Genomic DNA, 22,039 nt, shown 5'->3' with positions numbered 1-22,039 from the left:
GCCACCGCGACGATGGTCGCCGAGCCTTCCTCAGCCCTCGGGTTCCATCGCGGAAACCGATTCGGCGGCAATCGTGATGGCGGGCAACAACCGGCTTCTCGCGGTAACCCGCGCCACCACGTAATCACCGTCGCGCCGAACCTCGACCACTGCGCCGCGAGGAGCAAGGCGGTGTGCGACCCCTCTCCCACCGCCTTCGTCACCGCGGGCGACCAACCGTGCCGCCTCACGCGAGGCGTCCACACAACGCACCTGCATCGACACCGCTTGAATACCCGCAGAACACAACACGAGTACCGTCACCAATGCTGCGATACCGAACGCGGCTTCGACGGTAACCGCTCCGGTGTCGCCCGCTAGACGGCGGTGTTGAGCGCGCGCGTGATGATGTTGGTAAGCGCACTGACAATCGAGTCCCCGGTGACCACCGTGTAGAGGATCGCTCCGAAGGCCGCCGCCGCGATCGTCCCGATCGCGTATTCGACGGTGGACATGCCGTCCTCTGACTCGACGACCACCACCATCCGCCGACGTAGCGTCGTCAAGATGTTGCGTATCAATGGATTCCCTCCCTCTCAACCCCGCGGTCGGTCCGCGGGTCACAGCACGCCACTACTGAACACATCCCGCGCCAAACCCATGACGACAGGCACAATGCCCAGACAGACGAAGGCTGGCAGAAAGCACAGACCCAGCGGCGCCCCGATAAGCACACCGGCCCGTTCCGCAGTGGCCACTGCCGAATCCAGCGCATCCCTGCGACATTGAGTGGCCAACGAGGCGATGCCATCAGCCATCACCGCACCGGAGTCGGCTGATCGCCGCGCCAGCCTGGTCAACGCCTGCCGCTGCTCGCATCCCGGATCATCCGACGGTCCCGAGTCAGCCCAGGCAGCAGACGCCGGGGCTCCCAAGGCGAGCATCTCCCCGGCGCGATTCAGGATGCGGGCCAGTTCCGACGGCGCGCACGACGACACCACTAACGCGGCGGTTGCGACCGGCATCCCCGATCGAAGACACACGCTAAGCACATCAAGACTGAATGCCATTCCCAATAAACCTTTTTCAGCCACGCGGCGATCGGCAGAGACAATTGCGTCGGCACGCGACAGCCTGACCCGAGCGCGCAACGCTCCCGGCGCGGTCACAATCGCCGCGGCCAGCATCAGCAGCGCTGCGGTCATCGCAATGCCTTCCCCGTAATAGCGTCGGACCACAGCAGACCTGCACACGCCAGTGCCACCCCAACGACGAGCAGCACACCACCAAACCCACCTGAGCTCAGCACGGCGAGCGGTTTGGCTCCGATCATCTGCCCCAGCCCGATTCCCGCTGCCGGCAGACCGGTGAGCACTGCCGCGGTCGCGCGAGGCCCGGCGAGCCCGGCGTTAACACGTGAGGTAAATCGTTGCCGCTCTTGCAGGTCCGTCCTACATGCGTCAAGCAGATCGGCAACCGCGAGACCGTGCCGCTGGGCCAGTGCCCAGCCGCTGCCGATCCGATCCCACTGGCCCGCCAATGGCCCCAGTCTCGGCATCGCCGGATCCAGTTTCACCCCGAGACGTGCGCGTGCGGCCATAGCCGCGAACACCTCCCCGACCGTTCCGCCAAGATCCGCCGCAGTGATTTCGAATGCGTGCACCGGATGCGCGCCAACCCTCAGCTCGCCGACGAGCACATCAAGGCCGGACTCCAAAACAGCCAGTTCCTTCGACTGGACCTTCAGCCGGGAGCGGCGACTCCACCACATGCACAAGGTTCCACCCACCACCCCCACCGCGATCACCACCGACAGAGGCAACAACCACAGGGCCGCCAGCACCAGCACTCCCATAGGGGCTGCCGCCAGTTTCCAGTTCCACCGCCGCGAGGAAGTCCTCCTTTGTAGGCGTGAATGCCTTTGCGGTGCAACAAGTAACGCGACAGAGAGCAGCAGTAGGGCCTGCGGTGTCATGTAACACCCCGTGCGATCAATGCATCGAATCGCTCCGCGCCGGAACGAGGCCCACCGTCTAGATTCCACGCGGGTATCACCCGCGCTATCCCGTCGTCGCCCTTGCACACCACCGCGATCTCAGTCAGTTTCCGAATGTTCCCAAACCGCCTGATGTGACATACGCACTGAATGGCCGCGGCGAACTGCGAGTGGAGCGCGGCACGATCGAGCCCACCCAACGCTCCGAGCGCTTCCAGTCTTGCCGGGACCTCTGCCGGGGCGTTTGCGTGGACAGTTCCCGCACCTCCATCGTGACCGGTGTTCAGTGCGGTCAGTAGCTCAACCACCTCGGCGCCCCGCACCTCTCCCACCACGATGCGATCGGGTCGCATCCGTAACGCCTGCCGCACCAACTGGCGGAGGGTGACCTCTCCCACCCCCTCGACGTTGACGGTGCGTGCAGCCAACGTGACCACATGCGGATGACCCGGCGCGAGCTCGGCGGCGTCCTCGGCGCAGATGATGCGTTCCGATGGATGGACGGCTCCGAGCAGGGCCGAAAGCAGCGTCGTCTTACCCGCGCCAGTTCCCCCCGTCACGAGGAACGCCAACCGGGCCGCCAGCATCCCGCGAAGCAAGACTCCAGCGTCTTCAGCGACGGTGCCATCAGCGATCAGCTGATCCAAACCCTTAGCAGTCGGGCGTAATACGCGCAGTGAGACACATGTTCCGCCCACCGCGATCGGCGCCAGCACAGCATGAAGGCGTACCACTGAACGCGGTGGGCCGATCCCTGTCAGCTGACCGTCGACAAACGGTTGCGCGTCATCGAGACGTCGCCCCACCGCGAGAGCCAGCCGCTGCGCGAGTCGCCGCACGGCGGCCTCGTCGGCGAATCGCACTGCGGTGAGCCGCAATCCTTGACCGTCATCCACCCAGACCCGATCCGGCGCGGTGACCAAGACGTCTGTGACTCCGTCCGCACCTAACAGTGGCTCGAGGATGCCCGCACCGGCCAGCTCACTTTGGAGCTCCTTTATGTTATGCAGCACATCGCTATCACCCAGTACGCCACCGGATTCAGCGCGTATCACCGCCGCTACCGCCGTAGGACGCAGCGTCGCGTTCTCGGTCGCGAGCCGTTCCCGAACGCGATCGATCAGCGAACCGGTCATGCCGCCGCCCCCGTGCCCTCCCGCGAGACCAGCGCCAGCACGGCGTGCGCGGCACCCGTCAACGGTGAACGGCTCGATAATCGCAGACCGCCGTTGTCGAGGCGATTGCCGAGATTCGGTTCTGGCCGCATCGCGGCGATCATTGGAGCCCCCACAATTTCGGCCACCTCGGCCGCCCGCAACCCGCTCGGAGCCGGACCTCGCACCACAACGCCGACGTTCGGATTGATGAGCTGTATCGCGCTGGTCACAAGCGCAGCGGCCGCGCAGGCTCGCACCTCGGCAGGTGTCACCACGACCACCAGATCCGCGCGCTCAAGTGCGGCCACGCTTGTCGCACCGAGACGCCGCGGAAGGTCGATGATCACCGGCACGCCGGCGTCGCGTGCACTATCGATGACTCCACCGATCGCCTCCGTGTTGCCTCCGCCACCCGTTCTGTCGCCCGACACCACAACAAGCCCGCGCCGATGCGGCAGCGCACGTCGAAGAGCATCGAAACCCACTCGACCACTGCGCATATCGATGTCCGGCCAGCGCAGGCCCTCGACGTCCTCCCATCCGAGCAGTAGGTCGATTCCGCCTCCGTACGGATCGGCATCCACAATGAGCGCACCGCCCGGCACGCAGAGACCAATCGCCGCACACAGCACCGATGCACCGGCACCACCGCGTCCTCCCACCACCGCAATCACCGGGGCGCGACCCGCCGAGGCGCTGACCGGCATCGCCGCACATGCCTCGATGAGCCTGACTTCGTCCTCGGGCAACGTGAGCACCTGCTCGGCACCCACCGCGACCGCTCTGCGCCACATCTCACTTGTCGGCTCGTCCCCAGAGATGAGTAACACCCGCGCACGGCGAGGCAGTCTGATCACAGCTTCCAACGACGGGTCGGCTCCATCGAGCAGCACCGCACTCGCGCGGGTCCAGGCCTGTCTGCCGATCGAACCGGCATCGGTAGCGGTGATCAGTGGCCTGCCAGTCGCGGCGACGATCCGCTCGATGTCGTTGCCAAGCCGTCCATCGCCGACTGCCACGACGATCGGCTCCCCCGCATTTGCCTCCACGCGCTTCACCATCAAGGTTGCGCGACGTGAACGCCAGGGGCCTCATCGAGATTGGGGATGGATACGAATCTGTGGATAGATCCGGGATGAGCCGCAAAAATCGGTGATAAACGTCCCCAGAAAAGAGGACGACCCTCGCCAGGGGGGGAGGAGGCGAGGGTCGTCGTGCTTCAGCCCCGGGGGGTCGGGCTGAGACACACTCGGCATAGCCGAGTAACCCCACTATACACACGAACCAGGTGAGGGTGGCAAGACCAATCGGCTGAAAAAAGCCAAAGAAAGGCAACCCTTCTTCTGGCGTAGCCGCGTTACCAGACTACCCCGGCTGAACTGGGACTTTACTGATGGACCCGACGATGTAATCCATGAGATCTATCCTCGAGCTGTGACCGACCACGCAACGGCACCCGGATCCTCTCCGTCTGTCGAAGACCGGGATGCCGCGGCCATCAGTGAGCCCACGGACGCCGGCCAAGCCCCCAGAACGGCGGCCTTCTTCGATCTGGATAAGACCGTGATCGCAAAGTCGAGCACCCTCGCCTTCAGCAAGCCGTTCTTCGACCAGGGCCTAATAAATAGACGCGCCGTCTTGAAATCGAGTTATGCGCAGTTCTTCTTCTTGCTGTCGGGTGCCGATCACGACCAGATGGATCGCATGCGCACACACATCACCAACATGTGTACGGGGTGGGATGTCGAACAGGTGAAGGCGATCGTGGCCGAGACACTGCACGACATCGTCGATCCGTTGGTGTTCGCCGAGGCGGCCGATCTGATCGCCGATCACAAACTCTGCGGCCGTGATGTTGTGGTGGTCTCGGCGTCCGGCGAAGAGATCGTGGCCCCCATTGCGCGCGCACTCGGCGCCACCCACGCCATGGCCACGCGCATGGTGGTGGAGGACGGTAAGTACACCGGAGATGTCGCCTTCTACTGCTACGGGGAAGGCAAGGTGGCCGCGATCCAGGAACTCGCCAAGCGCGAGGGCTACCCGCTGGAGCACTGCTACGCCTACTCCGATTCGATCACCGACCTGCCCATGTTGGAGTCTGTCGGTCACCCGACAGCCGTCAACCCGGACCGGGCGCTACGCAAGGAATCCATGGCACGCGGATGGCCGGTGCTGACGTTCTCACGGCCCGTGTCGCTGGGCGACCGCATACCCGTTCCCTCCGGCGCGGCGGCCGCCACCACGGCGGCCGTGGGGCTGAGCGCGATCGCCGCTGGCGCACTTACCTATTCGCTGATTCGCAAGCTACGGCCGTAGTACTAGACACATGTCACTTTCGGCACGCACGTAACAATGCAGTGACCAAACGAATTACCCCTTGATGTGACCGTCGTCTCAGTGTAGAAAGTAGGTACGGAAGCCTGGCAAGGCCAAGGTCGACCCGGAAGAGAAGGATCGATCTCCCGACCTAGGATTCCCAGCACGGACCACGGCACCCACGCGGAGCACGCCGCGACAAGGGCAGAAGCGTTGTGGGCCTGCGTAATCGCGAACAGAGACAATTCATCAGACTTCTTGGGTGAAGTCCGAGTTGGAAGCGTCGTGAAAGCGCCGAGGCCACCCACACAACCCACATTGCACGCTTGGTAACCGGAGGATCCGTGCTAACGGGCGGCGGGCCGATTCATTCGGACCGTCGCCCGTTTTTAATGTTCAGACCAGTCCGGTTCAGCGTTTCGCACTGTCGGCGATCGATGTCGCCTCTGCCGCACCCGCCGTTAATGCCTGACAGCAGAAGATGATCCAGGCGGCGATGGCTTCGGGTGTGCCTGCGGCGAATGCGGAGGAAAGCTCACGGTATCTGCCGGACTGCCGCATCCACATCACCTCGGGGACACCGAGCGCGTGCGGATCCAGCCCACGTGAGACCGTCACCAATCGGGACGCCGCGCGGGCGACCACACCATCGGCAGAACCAAAGGGATTCAGCGCCAACAGTTCCCCGTGTGTGATCGCCGCGAGAATCGGTGCGGACACCGATGTTCCACCCGATGCAAGTTGCGCCAACAACTCCAGCCGATCGGTGTCGACGCCGGGGCGCGGGCGTCCCAGAGTGTCCTCGTCCGCCATTCCAGTGGCCGCCAACACATGAAGACGCGCCAATGCCTGCAGTGGAGCACGCGACCACACCGCGGTCAACTGAGTGAGCGCGTCACCATCGAGCGCCTGACCGACCCGCAGCGCGCCGGCCAGTATCGGGTCCTCCACCGCACCATCGGCGCTTAGCTTCATCGTGCCACCATCCAGCGCCGACGAAGACCTGGCCGCCCGCACCGCAGCCTCGGCCGCGGTCACCGGCCATCCCCGCAGATTGGCGCGGTGACGGTGCACCTTGCTCAACGCATCACGGGCGGATTCGGCAGCGTCGGATACTCCCGGCAGGGCGGCCAGCGGCGCGAGTGGATCAGTCATGGTCCACTAACGGTACTGAATGACTCGCCGCATACGAGACTCACCGCAGGGCCTTGCGCTCCTCGCGCCGGATTCGCTGCTGCTCAGGGTCGGGTACCGGAACAGCCGCCAGCAGCCGTTTGGTGTAGTCATCGGTGGGTGCGGTCAATACCTGTTTGTCAGAACCGAATTCGGCAAGACGACCGTGGTTGAGCACCGCGATGCGGCTTGCCACCAATTCGACAACCGCCAGGTCGTGGCTGATGAACAAGCATGCGAACCCGTGCTCACGTTGCAGCTCGGCAAAGAGTTCGAGCACCCGGGCCTGCACCGAGACATCCAGCGCCGAGGTTGGCTCGTCGGCGATCAGCAGGGTTGGCTCCAGCGCCAGCGCCCGCGCGATGCCCACCCGCTGCCGCTGGCCTCCGGAAAGCTGGTGGGGGAACCGGTTTCGCATGTTCGGGGGCAGCTGCACCTGCTCCAACAACGTCTTGACTCTGCTTTCCCGCTGGGAGCGGTCCATATCGGTGTGCAGGGTCAACGGCTCGGCGATCGACTGGCCGATGGGCCATCGCGGATTCAGCGACGATCCCGGATCCTGGAACACCACCCCCACCTTGCTCCGGATATCACGCAGCTGCTTACGGTTGGCAGTCGAAATATCCTGCCCGGCAACACAGATAGTGCCCGAAGCCACCTTGAGTAGGCCCACCGCAGCGCGTCCGATGGTGGATTTCCCAGAACCCGACTCGCCGACGAGGCCCACCACCTCCCCTCTGCCGATCGAGAAGGACACGTCGTCGATGGCCCGGAAGTTGCCACCCTTTCCCGGATACTCGATGACGGCATGTTCCACGCTCAGCGCCAGATCGGTTACCGGTAAAGATGATTCGTCGGCGTCGCCCAATGTCGCACCCAGATGCGGCACCGATGCCAGCAGCTGCTGCGTGTATGGCTGCTGCGCCCGGTGGAAGATGCTGTCGGCATCACCCTCCTCGACAACCTCACCGTCCTTCATCACCATGATGCGATCGGCCATGTCGGCGACGACACCCATATCGTGGGTGATCAGGATGATGCCGGCCTCGATGCGATGCCGTAGATCACGCATGAGATCAAGGATTTCGGCCTGCACGGTCACATCCAGCGCAGTGGTGGGCTCATCGGCGATGAGTAGCCCCGGGTCCAGGGCCAGTGCCTGCGCGATCATCGCGCGCTGACGCTGCCCTCCGGAAAGCTGATGGGGGTAATGCTTGACCCGCTGCTGGGGCTCGGGCATGTCCACCAGCTCCAGCAACTCGATGGCGCGCTCGCGCGCCTGCCTGCGCGTCATCTTCTTGTGCGCACGTACGGCCTCGGCAATCTGCCAACCGATGGTGTAGACCGGGTTCAGCGCCGTCATCGGCTCCTGGAAGATGACGGCGACATCCTTGCCGCGGACCTCGCGCAGTTCGTCATTGGTGGCCCCCAGCAGCTCGGCACCGTTGAGCTTGATGCTGCCCGCCACCCGCGCGGTGGACGGCAACAATGCCGGAATGGCCATGGCAGTGGTCGATTTCCCCGAGCCGGATTCACCGACGATGGCGAGCACCTTGCCCTTGGCGACCGTCAGCGAGACACCCTTGACCGCCGGCACCCATTGTTTGTCTACCTCGAAGTCGACCGAGAGATCCTCGATCTCAACCACGGAATCTGCGGGCACCGCCTACCTCCTCCGCGGATCGAGAGCATCACGGAGGGCGTCACCAACCATGATGAAGCCGAGCACGGCGGCCGAGAGGAACAAGGCCGGAACGATGACCAGCCTCGGCGTGGTGGCGAAACGGGACTGTCCATCGTTGATCTGAAGCCCCCACGAAATCTCGGGCAGCTCCAGCCCGATGCCCATATAGGTCAGCGTGGCCTCCGCCGCGATGAAGCTGCCCACCGCGATGGTGGCGTACACCAGCACGGGCGCCAGCGCATTGGGAAGTATGTGCCGCAGCAGGATTCGCCACGTCGGCGCTCCCAGCGCGATGGCGGCCTGAACGTAGTCGCTCTGTTTGATGGTCATCACACTGGATCGCACCAGCCGCATCGAGGTCATCCAGCCGAACACGATCAGCGCGCCCGCGACGCTCCACACCGTCCGATGACCGACGACGGACAGCAGGATCATGCCACCCAAAATCGTTGGGATACCGTAGAAGACATCAGTCAACCGGGACAGCGTGGAGTCGGCGAAACCTCCGAAGTATCCCGCCAGCGCACCGACGTGCACACCGATGATCAGCACACCCACCATCGCGATCAGGCCGATCGTCAGCGACACCCGTGCCCCATAGACCACGTTGGCGTAATAGTCGCATCCTTGTAGGTCCGTACCCAGCCAGTGCGCCGCGCTGATCCCCTTGCGCGCTTGATAGAGATCGCAGGCCCGGGGGTCCTTTCCGAAGGTGAACAACTGCGGGACCAACGCCATCAGGACCAGAATCGTCAGCAGGATCGACCCGGTGATGAAGAAGCCACTGCGCCGCAGGTACTTCCAGGCGTTTCCCCAAAGATCCGCCTGCTCCACCAACGATTCGGCGGCGGCATCAGGGCCCGAGACCGGGCCGGGGGCATGTATGGGGTCACTCATAGCGAATCCTCGGATCCAGCAGCGCGTACAGGATGTCGACGACGAGATTGAAGAAGATGTAGAAGAAGACGATCAGCGTCAGGATGCTCACCACGACGGCGCCCTCCTGGTTGCGCACCGCATCGAATGTCGCCCTCCCCAACCCAGGGATGTTGAACACCGATTCGGTGACGACGGCGCCCGCCAGCAGCGCACCCACGTCGGCGCCGATGAATGTGACAACGGGAATCAGGCTGTTACGCAGCGTATGCCGCAACAGAATGCGTGATTCGGAGATGCCCTTGGCACGGGCGGTCCGGACAAAGTCGGCATCCATGGTCTCCAACATCGAGGTTCGGGTGAGCCGAGCCACATAGGCCATGGACAACGCGGCCAGCACCAGCCCCGGCAGCAGGAAGCTGTACCAGCCGTCCCGGATTCCGGCGATCGGGAACCAGCCGAGCTTGAAGCCGAACAGGTACTGCGCCAGGAAGCCCAGAACGAACACGGGCATCGAGACCAGCAGCGTCGTGGTGACAAGAACAAGGTTGTCGTAGAACGATCCCCGGCGCACCGCACACAGCACTCCGGCCGTGATGCCGATGATCGTCTCGAATGCCACGGCCACCACCGTGAGCCTCAACGTCACCGGCAGGCGTTGTGAAACAGTTTGTGCAACAGGGCGTTCCTGAAAATCTGTACCGAAATCACCATGCAGGAAGCCCACGATGTACTTGCCGTAGCGCACCAGGAACGGATCATTGAGATGAAAACGCTCCCGTAGTTGAGCCATGACCTCGGGGGTGAACGGACGGTCCCCCGCCAACGCCCGAATGGGATCACCCGGTAGCGCGTACACCAGAGAGTAGATGAGCAGCGACGTGCCTATGAGCACCGGAATGGCCAGCAACAGCCGTTTTACCACATAACGAAACAAGCCCGCGTTCTGCCAAAGCCGCCGAACGTCCAGCACATCATCGAGCCACGGAACCGGGAGTGCACGCTCCACTCCCCGCCTATCAACCCTTTCGTTGATCAGCGATCGCGGCCACTTGCGTCCGGTCATTGCACGACCTCCACATCGGCGTACTCGATGCAGTCCTGGATGCTGATCTTGACGTTGCTCACCCGCTTGGAATGCACCGCCTGATTGACCTCATAGAACAGCGGCGCGGCCGGAAGGTCCTTGAACAACAGGTCTTCTGCCTTCTGATACGCCTTGGTGGCCAGTTCCACGGTCGGCTGGTTGTTCCCCTGCCGCAGCAGTTCGTCGAACGCCGGATTGCTGTAGAACACGTAATTGGAACCCGCCGGTGGCAGCGCCACCGTGCCGTACAACGACTCCAGGAAGTTGTAGATCGACGGGTAGTCCATCACCCAGCCGGACCGGAACGGCCCCGTCATCCCCTCGCTGTCCTGCAACGGCAGGAACTGCGACCACGGCAGGCTCTTGAGGATGTAGGGCACTTTCAGGTTTGACTGCAGCTGGTTTCCGATGGCCTGCACCCACGACAGTGCTCCGGTGCTCGATGAGCTGTACCACAGCTCAATGGGCTTACTCCTGTCGAAATGAGCGTCATCGAGCAGTTTGTTGGCCTCATCGACGTGTAGCTCGCACAGCTTTCCGCACGCCCCCTTGCGGTACCCATAGACCACCGCCGACGCGTAGGACGTGGCAGGAGTGCGGGTGCCGGAGAAAATTACCTGGGTGATCGCCTCGCGGTCGATGGCCATCGAAATCGCCTGGCGCACACGTACATCCTTGTACCGCGGGTCGTACATCGGGAACCCCAGCGAGGTGATGTCCGGGCGGGGCCGCTCCAGGAAGGCCGACCCGAATTCGGCCCGGGCGTTCTCGTAGGCGGAGTCGGGCAGATCGAGCTGAATGTCGAGGGCACCGGCCTGCATATCGGTGTACGCGGTCAGGCCCTCGGTGTAGACCCGCCAGATCAAGCCCTTGGACTTGGCCTTCTTCGGACCGGCGTACTGGTCGTAACGGCTCAGCGTGAACCCGATTCCACGCACCCAGTCGCCGTCGGCCTTGAAGGGGCCATTGCCGATGGGGTGCACGCCGAACTTGGCCGGATCCCGATAAAAGGCCTTGGGCAGCGGCAGGAAAGCGGTGTATCCCAAGGTCATCGGGTAGATGGCGAACGGGGTGTTGAGCCGGACGGTGAATGTCACGTCATCCACGACGTGCAGTCCGCGCATCTGGGTGGCCCGTGGTGGGATCTTGTTCTTCGGATCTCCCTGGAGATCACCGAACCCGTCGACATTGGCTAGGAAACTCGAGGAGCCCTGGGCGTTGGTGCTCAAGGCGGTGTAGTTCCAGGCATCCACGTAGGACTGGGCGGTCACCGGTTCGCCGTTATGGAACGTCCATCCCGGCTTGAGCTTGATCGTCCAATTGACGTTGTCGTGGCTGGTGATCGATTCGGCCACGCCGGTGTATTCCACCTCCGCGGTGTCGTTGTTGAACTCGACCAGCGCGGTAAATAGCGAGCGCAGGATCCGACCACCCTGATTCTCGGTGGTGTTTCCCGGGACCAGGGTGTGCTCGGGTTCGGTGATGTACATGCTGAAGTACCCCGGGGGTGCCGGAGTCACCAGGTCACCGCAGCCGGTGGGCAGGAGCGCGACAATGCCGACGAGCAACGCGACGGCCAGTCGGCGAAACCGCATCCTCACCCTGCCCTTCGGTAGCTGAAATAGGTAGGACGAACCATAGGCGGGTAACACGCCGATGTCTCTCCATCGACACACCGCCACGCCCGGATCTGAACGACGGCCTCAATTACTTCTCGGTAACCGGGGCCGCCCACTAGGCTTTCGGGCGGACCTGTCTAGGGCAGAAAGGCCAGATCAGATGACTGAAATCAGCACCGAGCCGGATCGCTACCCGCCGTCGCCGGAGTTCGTGGCGACTGCGAACGCGACCGCCGACCTCTATCAGGCGGCCGAGGAAGATCGGCTCGGGTTCTGGGCACAGCAGGCTGGCCGGCTGCACTGGAGCGAGCCTTTCGGCGACGTACTCGACTGGTCCGATGCACCGTTCGCGAAGTGGTTCGTCGGCGGCAAGCTCAATGTCGCCTACAACTGCGTCGATCGGCACGTGGAGGCCGGCAATGGTGATCGGGTCGCCATCCACTGGGAGGGCGAGCCCGGCGACACCCGCACCATCACCTACGCCGAGCTGCTGGCTCAGGTCAGCCAGGCGGCCAACTATCTGACCGACCTCGGCCTGGTTTCCGGTGACCGGGTCGCCATCTACATGCCCATGCTGCCCGAGGCGATCGTGGCGATGCTGGCGTGTGCGCGGCTGGGGCTGATGCATTCGGTGGTGTTCGCGGGATTCTCCGCCGCGGCACTGCGGGCGCGCATCGACGACGCCGAGGCCAAGCTGGTCATCACCTCCGACGGCCAATGGCGGCGCGGCGCCGCGGCCCCACTGAAGGCCGCTGTGGACGAAGCGCTGGGCGGCGAGCCGAGTTCCGTCGAACATGTTCTGGTGGTGCGCCGCACCGAGATTCCCGTCGACTGGACCCAGGAACGCGACCTGTGGTGGCACGAGACGGTCGCTCACGCCGACACCACCCACACGCCCGAATCCTTTGATTCCGAGCATCCGCTGTTCCTGCTGTACACCTCGGGAACGACCGGAAAGCCCAAGGGCATCGTGCACACCTCGGGCGGCTTCCTGACGCAGACCTCGTACACACACTTCAACATCTTCGACCTCAAACCCGAGACCGACGTGTACTGGTGCACAGCCGATATCGGCTGGGTCACCGGCCACACCTATATCGTCTACGGCCCACTGTCCAACGGCGCCACCCAGGTGGTCTACGAGGGCACACCCACTTCGCCGAACGAGCACCGGCATTTCGAGATCATCGAAAAGTACGGTGTCACTATCTATTACATCGCTCCCACGCTGGTGCGTACGTTCATGAAGTGGGGACGCGACATCCCGTTCGCGCACGACCTGTCCAGCCTGCGACTGCTGGGCAGCGTCGGTGAGCCGATCAACCCGGAGGCATGGCGCTGGTACCGCGAGGTCATCGGCGGTAACCGCACCCCCATCGTGGACACCTGGTGGCAGACGGAGACCGGCTCGGCGATGATCTCCCCGCTGCCCGGTGTCACCGACACCAAGCCTGGTTCGGCGATGCGTGCGCTACCCGGTATCTCCGCGAAAATTGTTGATGACGACGGGAATCGGCTGGAGCCGGCCAGCGGCGATGAACCGGTCACCGGATACCTGGTGCTCGATCAGCCGTGGCCGTCCATGCTGCGCGGTATCTGGGGCGACCCAGAGCGGTTCAAGGAGACCTACTGGTCCCGTTATGCCGAGAAGGGCTGGTACTTCGCCGGAGACGGCGCACGCTACGACAGCGACGGTGCCATCTGGGTGTTGGGGCGCATCGACGACGTCATGAACATCTCCGGCCACCGAATCTCGACTGCCGAAGTGGAATCCGCGCTCGTCGGACATGACGGTGTCGCCGAGGCCGCCGTCGTCGGCGCCTCCGACGAGACGACGGGGCAGGCCATCGTGGCGTTCGTGATCCTCAAGGCCAGTCACACCGTCGAGGGCGATGAGCTCGTCTCACACCTGAAAGCTCAGGTGTCCAAGGAGATCTCGCCCATCGCCAAGCCGCGCGAGATTCACGTGGTACCCGAGCTGCCCAAGACCCGCAGCGGCAAGATCATGCGGCGGCTGCTGCGCGATGTGGCCGAGGGACGCGAGCTGGGCGACACCTCGACGCTGGTCGACCCGAGCGTCTTCGAGGCGATCAGAGCCAGCAAGTAGCGCCGTGAGCTAGCCGACCGGGGTGAAACCCACTCCGGCGGTGCGGTTCTTAGCGTTGATATCGGCCAGCACGGTGTTGATCGAGTACGTGGTGGTCGGCGTGTGCAGCGGGATGTACTTGATGACGCACACCGGCAGCTTGGTAGCGGCGCCGTGGATCATCCCCACCAGCTGTCCGTTCACCGTGACCGGCGCACCCGAGTCCCCGGGTTGCCCGCAGACCTGATTGATGAAGGTGCCGGGCTCGGCTCCGGCTCCAAAGGTCACGCCGCACGAGTTACCGGTGGTGCGGCCCAGCTTGCACGCGATGTCACCGGGCTGCGGATCCGGTCCGATTCCGGTGATGGCGAACCCCTTGTAGGTGGACACCGGCTGCACCTTTTCCGGATCGAACTGGATGGTGGCGTAGTCGTACTGCTCGTTACCGTTGACGAACTTTCCCACCACACCCTTCTTGGGAAAGTCCTCGGAGGCCACCTGCGAACCGGCACCACCACAGTGAGCCGAGGTGAAGCCCACCAGATTGCCCTTGTTGTCGTGGCCGATCGTCGTCAGCGTGCAGAGGGTGTCACCGTTGATGATGAGCCCAGACCCGCCGCCCATGGGCACCTTGTCATCGGCTCCGGCGGCGGGAGCCGCGCCAGCCGGAATCGTGCCCACGACGAGGCCAAACAGTGCGATCAGGACCGGCAATCCGTACCGCATATGCCGTCCAAATGACCTCATGTCGCGCAGCCTCTCTCGTTCCGGCCGCATCTCTCCCCCGTCGGCCATGCCTGACACCATTCTAAACAAGATTCACACTGGTCACTTCTGTCACAGTGCTATCGATTGGGTAACGACGCCCCAGGCCAGACGCGCCGCAGCCCTAACGCCACCGACGTGGCAACATAGGCCGCACGACATCACACCGGACCCGCAAGGGACACGGAGGGAGCACAGTGAGCAGCCCTGGAAGCCGCAACTACCGCACGGACAGCAATGGTGTTCCGATCACCGTCGCCGCCATTCCGCTGTCCGATCCGAACGCGACCGGCACCGGAGAACCCACCATCGGCAATCTCGTCCGTGATGCCACCACCCAGGTCTCCGCCCTGGTGCGTGCCGAGGTGGAACTGGCCCGCGCCGAGGTCGTCCGGGACGTCAAGAAGGGTGTCGCGGGCAGTATCTTCTTCATCGCGGCTCTCGTCGTCCTGTTCTATTCGACGTTCTTCTTCTTCTTTTTCGCCGCGGAGATCCTCAAGATCTGGCTGCCCGCCTGGGCGGCGTACCTGATCATCTTCGCCGCCATGGTGTTCGTCGCCATCCTCGCGGTGCTGATCGGTTTCCTCCAGGTCAGACGAATCCGAGGACCACGCGACACCATCGCCTCCGTCAAGGAAACACGGACCGTGTTCACCTCACGCGACGATGAGACTCCCGCACTGACCAAGTCGGCCAAGCCCGCAGACCCGTCGGGCTGGTAGCCCACTGAAGTCGGCTCGACACCGACGCATCCATGCTGTTCGACCAGACGGCACGTCACCCCGACCCATCCGTGGTCCGCATCGTCGGCCCGTGGCGCCATTTTGACGTACATGCCAACGGCATTCGGTTCCATGTGGTGGAAGCCGATGCTCCTCACACACCAACCGTGGCCGTCACCAGCAGGCCACTCGTATTGCTGCTGCATGGGTTCGGGTCCTTCTGGTGGTCGTGGCGGCATCAGCTTCGCGAGCTGACAGATGCCCGCGTGGTGGCGGTCGACCTCCGCGGCTACGGGGGCAGCGACAAGCCGCCACGCGGATACGACGGATGGACGCTGGCCGGGGATACCGCCGGGCTGATCCGCGCCCTGGGACACACGTCGGCCACGCTGGTCGGGCATGCCGAGGGCGGACTGGTCTGCTGGGCCACCGCGAACCTGCATCCACGCCTCGTCGACGCCATCGCGGTGGTGAGCTCGCCGCACCCGATCGCCCTGCGCACCGCCACATTCCGCAGAACCGGACAGGGAGGCGCGCTATTGCCGTCCTTGATGCGCTACCAGCTGCCCATCCTTCCCGAGCGCACCCTGACACGTCATCGAGGTGCCGAGCTGGAACGTCTGGTGCGCTTACGGGCGGGCGAGCATTGGACCACCACCGACGATTTCGCCGAGACCATCCAGCAGCTGCGCACCGCGATCGCCATCCCCGGGGTGGCCCATTGCGCGCTGGAGTATCAGCGGTGGGCGGTGCGTAGCCAGTTGCGCAGCGAGGGTTGGCGTTTCATGAGGTCAATGAACCGTGAACTATCCGTCCCGGTACTTCACATGCGCGGCGACAGCGATCCGTATGTGCTCGCCGACCCGGTGCACCGATCACTGTCCTTCGCGCCCCACGGCCAATTCGTCGCGCTGCGCGGGGTAGGACATTACGGCCACGAAGAAGACCCCGGCACCGTCAACGAGCACCTAGGGAGCTTTATTGGGCGCCGGTGATTGCGGTCCGCTGACGGGCTGCGGTGACTTGTTGGCCTCCGGCGCGGAGATGCAACTGCCGGTGGCGACGGGCTCGGAGAGCTCGGCCTTGGCGAGCTGATCTTTGACCTGCTTGGCGGTCAGCGCGAAGCCGGTGTCGTCATCATCGATCGCCGCCCCGAAGACCACACCGAGCACACGCCCCTCCGTGTCGATCAACGGACCACCCGAATTGCCCTGTAGCACCGAGCCCCTGACGGTGTACACCTCACGTGTGACCGTGGTGGACCGGTAGATGTCCGGGCCGTTCAGCTCGATGATCTCCCGGACCCGCGCCGGTGTCGCCTTGTAGTTCCCGCCACCCGGGTAGCCCAGCACGATGGCGTCGTCCCCGGTCTTGGCCGGTTTGGGCGCGAAGACCAGCGGCGTGGCCGGCATATCCGGAACCGCGAGGATCGAGATATCGGCGTTGGGGTCGTAGGCCACCACGGTGGCATCGAACGTCTGCCCGGCCGACTCGACGGTGACGCTGTTCGTACCGGCCACGACGTGCGCATTCGACATCACCCGGTGCGGGGCGATGACGAATCCGGTTCCCTCAAGGGACTTCTGGCAGCTGCGGGCAATGCCTTTGATCTTCACAACGCTCGGCTCGGCGCCCCGCACCACCGGACCGTCCACCAACGTTGAATCCGGGGCGTCGACGGCCGCGATGGGGGTCTTACCGAACGGCTGCAACACACCGGTCACACCCGAGGTGTCCAGCAGCTTGGACAGGTCGTTGGGTACCTTGCGGAGTTGGTCCGGGGCGTACTTGTCGACCTGGCTGAGAACCCTCGATTCACGAGCTGCCGCAGAGATATTCGGCTGATTGGAGCTCTGCATCGGAATCGACAGCAGCCATGCGGCCACCAGCACGGCGGCCACCTGCAGCACCACTCCCACCACCGAATCGCCGGCGCGCAGCGCCCGATTCTTGATGGCACCACGCATGGCCCGGCCCAGCACCACGCCCGCCACCTCGCCGATGACCACCAACACCAGGATGAGCAGCAGCGAGGCGAACAACCGGGTACGTGCCCCGTCCAGGTTGCCCACCACATGCGGGGCCAGCATCACGCCGGCTACCGCGCCCAGGATCACCCCGACGAATGACATCAAGGAACCCAGTGCGCCGGAACGCCATCCGGACACCGCGGCAATGAACGCGACGGCGATGACGCCGATATCGAGCCACTGTGATGGATTCAGATTCATACCGACCCTCCCAGGTGCTCGGCCAGCAGCTCATCAAGATCACGAAGGTTACGAGTGTCCCATGGCTGTGCCCAACCGGACACCTCCAACATCGCCGAGATGATCTGCCCGGTGAAGCCCCACACCAGCATCCCCGGCAACAAGAAGGCCGGGCCACTGTAACGAATACCAAATGTCTTCTTAGTCACCATGATTCGATTCGCCGGATCCACCAGGTCACCGATCTTCACCCGTGACACCCCGGCGGTCTCGCCCGGATCGACGGCAAGAACCTGTCCTGGGTCGGGCGAGTAGGCAAGCACCGGAGAGACGTGGAAGCCGGATGGCGGGATGAACAGCGGCTCCATGACCGTCAGCGGCTGCACGCGAACCGGGTCCAGCCCCGTCTCCTCTTGCGCCTCGCGCAATGCGGTTCCCACCGGCCCTGCGTCACCGGGATCGGTAGCACCGCCAGGGAAGGACACCTGACCGCTGTGCTGCCGCAAGGTCGATGCGCGCACCGTCAGCAACAGATCCGCCTCGGTGGGGTCGGTCACCGCCTGGTCGGCGGACACCAGCACCAGCACCGCCGCCGGGCGCCCGGAAGAGGGCAACTTGCGCGCCCGCAGCACCGCCTTGATCGCGGGGTGCACGCCACGGCCGTAGATGTCCTTGACACCCGCGGCGTTGTCCACCAGCGGTCGCATCCAGTCTGGAGCGGCACCGGGCGTCAGTGGCGCGGTCGCCAATCCTCTTCGCGTAAGCGGCTCATCGGCAGTCACGACCTAGAACCTCACTCCCAACGCTTGTTCCACCTCGGCACCGATCTCATCCGCCGAAGTGAACGAACGCGGTAGCACTCGGGCAACGCTACCGTCCGCTCGAATCAAAATGGTCGTGGGCATGACATTCGGTGACTTCAGCGCGGCGGCGATGCGCCGGGCCCCATCCTGGATCATCGGCAGCCTGACGTGTAGCTCGGCGAGCTTGGCCAGCCCGGCCGCCTCGTTCTCGTCTTGATGCACCGTGACGACGGTGAGCTTGTCGCCCGCGCGGCGCTGCAACTCGGCCATCGCCGGCAGCTCATCGGCACAGGGACCGCACCAGTAGGCCCACAGGTTCAGCACCACCTGCCGCCCGGCGAGGACGGGACCGACCGCCACCGGGGCCCCACTGCATTCCAGCGTTATCCCGGCCAGCTCGCGCGTCCCCGGTGCGCTGTCGGCGTTGGGACATGGCGGCAGTTGCGCCTGCCGGAACAGTTCCGCGAGGGCTTCGGGGGTGTCGGCGTCCCGGCGTTCGCGGGCGGCGACAGGATCCTGCCCTTGGGGCGCGCGCCGCCGCTGATCGTGTTGCTGCGACAACATGACGGCGATCAGCGCCGCGACCAGCACCATCCCCACGATCGTCCACCGCGCCCCGGTGCTGAGCCGAGACACGTCACAACCCGGCAAGGGCCAGCAGGTGCTCGGTTTCCGGCCCCTTCACCAGCGGCGCGGCCAGCTCGGGATCTGTCGGGCCCAGTCCGTACGACGGGCAGTCCTTGGCCAGTACACAGACACCGCATGCGGGCTTGCGGGCATGACATACCCGCCGACCGTGGAAGATCACCCGGTGGCTGAGCAGGGTCCATTCCTTGCGTTCAATCAGCTCTCCGACGATGTGCTCGACCTTGACCGGATCTTCTTCCTCGGTCCAGCGCCAGCGTCGCACCAGTCGCCCGAAGTGCGTGTCGACGGTGATGCCCGGGATGTCAAAGGCGTTGCCCAGGACAACATTCGCCGTCTTGCGACCGATACCGGGGAGGGTGACCAGATCCTTCAGCCGCGGCGGCACCTCACCGCCGTATCGCTCCACCAGCTGGGTGCCCAGCCCGATGATCGAGTTCGCCTTGTTCCGGTAGAAGCCGGTGCTTCGGATCATCTCTTCGAGTTCGGTCCGGTTGGCTCCCGCGTAGTCCTCCGCGGTGCGGTACTTGGCGAACAACGCGGGCGTCACCATGTTGACCCGGACATCGGTGCATTGCGCCGACAAAATGGTCGCGACCGCCAATTCCAGCGGGTTGGTGAAGTCGAGCTCGCAGTAGACGTGCGGAAATGCTTGCGCCAGAGTGCGATTCATTCGCCGCGCCCGACGGACCAATCCCGTGTGCGTCTCAGGCTTCCAGGTTCGGACCGGAGCTGGCGTCTTTACCGTCGATTTCGCTCTGGGCTTAGAGGCCGATCCGGTCAGTGACACAAGCCCAGGGTAGCGGGAGCTGAGGACACGGGAGGGGCGAGCGTGCCCACCGATTACACCCCTGCGCAGGACAAACCGGTTGTTTTTCGTGACCTCGTCGAGATCTTGGGCGTGTTTACTTCAACCCGTGTCGGGCCTATTCGGTTTGTTGGTACCCGGACTTCTCATGCTTGCCAGCCTTGGGCTCGGGAAGCTGGAAGCCGGGTTGATGCGGCATACCTTGCAGCCGAGCGAGGTCGCCGATTTCCTGGACCAAGCCAGTCCTTCGGATATGAATCGCCTCGCGCGCGACGGCATGCCGTCAGCAATCGAGGACTTGCACCGGCGGCAATTGCAGCGCATCGAGCCGTCCTTGGAGGCGGTGTATGAGGCCACCACAAACGGCTACAACCAGCCACGAATCAACGGTTCAACGATGAATCGCCTGCGTGAAGAGGGTGTGTCCTCGATGCGCTCGCGGCATTCGGTGGTGGATTCACTGCGTGCCGGTGGCGCAGCGGTGTAGCTTGGATCACGTTCTTTAGCGACTTGGCCTCTAGACTCATGTCGAGTAGGCCAGCGCAAGCATGACTAACGAATTTGGGTAAGGGGCAAACGTGGACGAGATCCTGGCCAGGGCCGGAATCTTCCAGGGTGTCGAACCGAGTGCCATCTCGGCGCTGACCAAGCAGCTGCAGCCGGTTGACTTTCCGCGCGGGCACACGGTGTTCGCCGAGGGCGAGCCTGGCGACCGTCTGTACATCATCATCACCGGCAAGGTGAAGATCGGACGCCGGTCACCCGACGGCCGTGAGAACCTGCTGACGATCATGGGTCCGTCGGACATGTTCGGTGAGCTGTCGATCTTCGACCCCGGACCCCGGACGTCAAGCGCCACCACCATCACCGAGGTGCGCGCTGTGTCGATGGACCGGGACGCGTTGCGCGCCTGGATCGCCGACCGTCCGGAGATCGCCGAGCAGCTACTGCGCGTGCTGGCTCGCCGCCTGCGCCGCACCAACAACAATCTGGCCGATTTGATCTTCACGGATGTGCCCGGTCGCGTGGCCAAGCAGCTGCTGCAGCTGGCCCAGCGGTTCGGTACCCAGGAGGGCGGCGCGCTACGCGTGACGCACGACCTGACACAGGAAGAGATCGCTCAGCTGGTGGGTGCATCCCGCGAGACCGTGAACAAGGCGCTGGCCGACTTCGCGCACCGCGGCTGGATCCGGCTGGAGGGCAAGAGCGTCTTGATCTCCGACTCGGAGCGGCTGGCTCGCCGCGCGCGCTAGTTTCTGCGCGCGTCAGCGTGATGCGCTCAACGCCACCACCGCGACGCACACCAGCGTGAGCACCGCGCCGGCTTGTTGAATCCGGCTGAGCCGCTCATGAAGCACCACCCGGGCGATAAGCACCGTCACCACCGGGTACAGCGAGGACAGCACCGCCGCGATGCCGAGGCTTCCGTGCGCTGAGGCGTACGTGAACAACAGAATCGCTGAGGTGTCGAGCACACCGGCGAAGGGCACCGCCCCGAACGGCGGGCGCAGATTGGCCCGCAGGTTCTTCCAGCTGAATGCCCCGAGCACCGCGATCAGCGTTACCTCGGTCGCGCGGGAAACCACGACCGCCTCAACCGGGTGGTACCTGCCGGCCTCGGCCAGCAGGATCATGCAGACACCGAACATCACCATGCAGAAGAACGACCAGATGAGCACCTGTCTGCCCGGGCGTTGCCCGTCCAGCCCCTGTGAAGCGGAGGCCAGCATGACGCCCACAAGGGTGCCCGCCAGCCCCAGATAGGTCAGTCCCGACAGCGACTGCCCGATCATGGCGCCCCAGAGGACTGGCACCACCGCACCCACCGCCGCGATGGGCGAGACGACGCCCATCGGTCCGATGGCAAGTGCGCGATACAACGCGTAAAGCGCCGTGAAAGCCGCTGGGCCGGAAAGCATTCCCAGCAGCGTGCGGCCGTCGAAATGTGATGAGGACGTGACCAGCGCAACCAGGCTCACCACGGCAAGCCCGACGGGCCGGCTCAGTGCCAGTACCGCGAGAGTGGAACGCCGCTTGCTCGCGTGCCCGCCGATGAAGTCGCTGATGCCCCAGCTGAGCGAGCCCGTGAGGGCCAATGGGATGGTGTTCACCG

23 protein-coding genes are annotated in these 22,039 nt (G+C 64.3%); 6 read left to right on the top strand and 17 right to left on the bottom strand.

Going from position 1 to position 22,039, the window contains the following annotated elements:
* Positions 1–30: 30 nt before the first annotated feature.
* From RHO23_RS23245 to ssd, 6 genes are read right to left on the bottom strand one after another with little or no spacing between them, the layout of a single operon-like run.
* On the bottom strand, positions 31–315 hold the full coding sequence (locus RHO23_RS23245; RefSeq protein ID WP_321179133.1) for a TadE family type IV pilus minor pilin: 285 nt from the start codon (positions 313–315) through the stop codon (positions 31–33).
* Positions 316–356: 41 nt separating this feature from the next.
* Positions 357–548 (bottom strand): DUF4244 domain-containing protein, encoded by a 192-nt coding sequence (locus RHO23_RS23240; protein ID WP_030095883.1) that lies wholly within the window; start codon positions 546–548, stop codon positions 357–359.
* 51 nt (positions 549–599) lie between these two features.
* Positions 600–1,184 (bottom strand): type II secretion system F family protein, encoded by a 585-nt coding sequence (locus tag RHO23_RS23235; RefSeq protein ID WP_064407669.1) that lies wholly within the window; start codon positions 1,182–1,184, stop codon positions 600–602.
* Positions 1,181–1,954: a type II secretion system F family protein gene (locus RHO23_RS23230; protein WP_064407668.1), complete on the bottom strand. Its 774-nt coding sequence runs from the start codon at positions 1,952–1,954 to the stop codon at positions 1,181–1,183. Before RHO23_RS23230 ends, RHO23_RS23235 begins: the two co-directional genes overlap by 4 nt.
* Entirely contained in the window at positions 1,951–3,111 is a 1,161-nt protein-coding gene (locus tag RHO23_RS23225) for a TadA family conjugal transfer-associated ATPase (protein ID WP_064407667.1), read from the bottom strand. Before RHO23_RS23225 ends, RHO23_RS23230 begins: the two co-directional genes overlap by 4 nt.
* A complete protein-coding gene (ssd, locus tag RHO23_RS23220) occupies positions 3,108–4,181 on the bottom strand; it encodes a septum site-determining protein Ssd (RefSeq protein WP_064410122.1) in 1,074 nt (357 codons plus the stop codon). Before ssd ends, RHO23_RS23225 begins: the two co-directional genes overlap by 4 nt.
* A 385-nt stretch (positions 4,182–4,566) precedes the next feature.
* Between ssd and RHO23_RS23215 the strand changes: the two genes are divergently transcribed.
* Positions 4,567–5,448: an HAD-IB family hydrolase gene (locus tag RHO23_RS23215; RefSeq protein WP_046252336.1), complete on the top strand. Its 882-nt coding sequence runs from the start codon at positions 4,567–4,569 to the stop codon at positions 5,446–5,448.
* 411 nt (positions 5,449–5,859) lie between these two features.
* On the opposite strand, the gene RHO23_RS23210 is transcribed toward RHO23_RS23215, so the two are convergent.
* Genes RHO23_RS23210 through RHO23_RS23190 form a run of 5 tightly spaced genes read right to left on the bottom strand, consistent with a single transcriptional unit; the run spans position 5,860 to position 11,863 of the window.
* Positions 5,860–6,603, bottom strand: a complete 744-nt coding sequence (locus tag RHO23_RS23210; protein WP_057966441.1) for a hypothetical protein — start codon at positions 6,601–6,603, stop codon at positions 5,860–5,862.
* Between the two features lie 40 nt (positions 6,604–6,643).
* Complete coding sequence (locus RHO23_RS23205; protein ID WP_423489286.1) at positions 6,644–8,269, bottom strand: ABC transporter ATP-binding protein; 1,626 nt, start codon at positions 8,267–8,269, stop codon at positions 6,644–6,646.
* 18 nt (positions 8,270–8,287) lie between these two features.
* Positions 8,288–9,202, bottom strand: coding sequence for an ABC transporter permease (locus tag RHO23_RS23200; RefSeq protein ID WP_423488409.1), 915 nt, complete (start codon positions 9,200–9,202; stop codon positions 8,288–8,290).
* A complete protein-coding gene (locus RHO23_RS23195; protein ID WP_406801082.1) occupies positions 9,195–10,247 on the bottom strand; it encodes an ABC transporter permease in 1,053 nt (350 codons plus the stop codon). Before RHO23_RS23195 ends, RHO23_RS23200 begins: the two co-directional genes overlap by 8 nt.
* Positions 10,244–11,863, bottom strand: coding sequence for a peptide ABC transporter substrate-binding protein (locus RHO23_RS23190; RefSeq protein ID WP_070941865.1), 1,620 nt, complete (start codon positions 11,861–11,863; stop codon positions 10,244–10,246). The genes RHO23_RS23195 and RHO23_RS23190 overlap by 4 nt, the downstream gene beginning before the upstream one ends.
* Before the next feature lie 184 nt (positions 11,864–12,047).
* On the opposite strand from RHO23_RS23190, the gene acs reads away from it, so the two are divergent.
* A complete protein-coding gene (gene acs, locus RHO23_RS23185; protein WP_423488408.1) occupies positions 12,048–13,994 on the top strand; it encodes an acetate--CoA ligase in 1,947 nt (648 codons plus the stop codon).
* A 9-nt stretch (positions 13,995–14,003) separates the two neighbouring features.
* On the opposite strand, the gene RHO23_RS23180 is transcribed toward acs, so the two are convergent.
* Positions 14,004–14,699, bottom strand: a complete 696-nt coding sequence (locus RHO23_RS23180; protein WP_030095895.1) for a hypothetical protein — start codon at positions 14,697–14,699, stop codon at positions 14,004–14,006.
* Positions 14,700–14,935: 236 nt separating this feature from the next.
* On the opposite strand from RHO23_RS23180, the gene RHO23_RS23175 reads away from it, so the two are divergent.
* Both RHO23_RS23175 and RHO23_RS23170 read left to right on the top strand, forming a co-directional pair.
* Positions 14,936–15,460, top strand: a complete 525-nt coding sequence (locus tag RHO23_RS23175) for a phage holin family protein (protein ID WP_030095896.1) — start codon at positions 14,936–14,938, stop codon at positions 15,458–15,460.
* 32 nt (positions 15,461–15,492) lie between these two features.
* Positions 15,493–16,455 (top strand): alpha/beta fold hydrolase, encoded by a 963-nt coding sequence (locus tag RHO23_RS23170; RefSeq protein WP_057966437.1) that lies wholly within the window; start codon positions 15,493–15,495, stop codon positions 16,453–16,455.
* On the opposite strand, the gene marP is transcribed toward RHO23_RS23170, so the two are convergent.
* The 4 genes from marP to nth are packed head-to-tail and all read right to left on the bottom strand — an operon-like array spanning position 16,429 to position 19,902.
* On the bottom strand, positions 16,429–17,691 hold the full coding sequence (gene marP / locus RHO23_RS23165; protein ID WP_030095898.1) for an acid resistance serine protease MarP: 1,263 nt from the start codon (positions 17,689–17,691) through the stop codon (positions 16,429–16,431). The genes RHO23_RS23170 and marP overlap by 27 nt on opposite strands.
* Positions 17,688–18,452, bottom strand: coding sequence for an NUDIX hydrolase (locus RHO23_RS23160; RefSeq protein ID WP_030095899.1), 765 nt, complete (start codon positions 18,450–18,452; stop codon positions 17,688–17,690). Before RHO23_RS23160 ends, marP begins: the two co-directional genes overlap by 4 nt.
* A 3-nt stretch (positions 18,453–18,455) precedes the next feature.
* Complete coding sequence (locus tag RHO23_RS23155) at positions 18,456–19,109, bottom strand: TlpA family protein disulfide reductase (RefSeq protein ID WP_081346288.1); 654 nt, start codon at positions 19,107–19,109, stop codon at positions 18,456–18,458.
* A gap of 1 nt (position 19,110) precedes the next feature.
* Positions 19,111–19,902, bottom strand: a complete 792-nt coding sequence (gene nth, locus RHO23_RS23150; protein ID WP_423489285.1) for an endonuclease III — start codon at positions 19,900–19,902, stop codon at positions 19,111–19,113.
* Between the two features lie 172 nt (positions 19,903–20,074).
* Here nth and RHO23_RS23145 point away from each other — a divergent pair, with 172 nt between their 5' ends.
* Both RHO23_RS23145 and crp read left to right on the top strand, forming a co-directional pair.
* On the top strand, positions 20,075–20,413 hold the full coding sequence (locus RHO23_RS23145) for a hypothetical protein (protein WP_030095902.1): 339 nt from the start codon (positions 20,075–20,077) through the stop codon (positions 20,411–20,413).
* A 91-nt stretch (positions 20,414–20,504) separates the two neighbouring features.
* The gene (gene crp / locus RHO23_RS23140) at positions 20,505–21,179 is read left to right on the top strand and encodes a cAMP-activated global transcriptional regulator CRP (protein WP_030095903.1); all 675 of its coding nucleotides are present in this window, start codon (positions 20,505–20,507) and stop codon (positions 21,177–21,179) included.
* Between the two features lie 12 nt (positions 21,180–21,191).
* Here the strand turns inward: crp and RHO23_RS23135 are convergent, their stop codons facing one another.
* A complete protein-coding gene (locus RHO23_RS23135) occupies positions 21,192–22,037 on the bottom strand; it encodes a DMT family transporter (RefSeq protein ID WP_030095904.1) in 846 nt (281 codons plus the stop codon).
* Positions 22,038–22,039: the final 2 nt, after the last annotated feature.

Origin of the sequence: Mycobacteroides sp. PCS013 (assembly GCF_049532645.1) — a bacterium.
Lineage (GTDB): Bacteria > Actinomycetota > Actinomycetes > Mycobacteriales > Mycobacteriaceae > Mycobacterium > Mycobacterium gwanakae.
The sequence above is the reverse complement of the archived record's forward strand: the minus strand, read 5'-3'. Positions and strand labels throughout refer to the sequence as shown.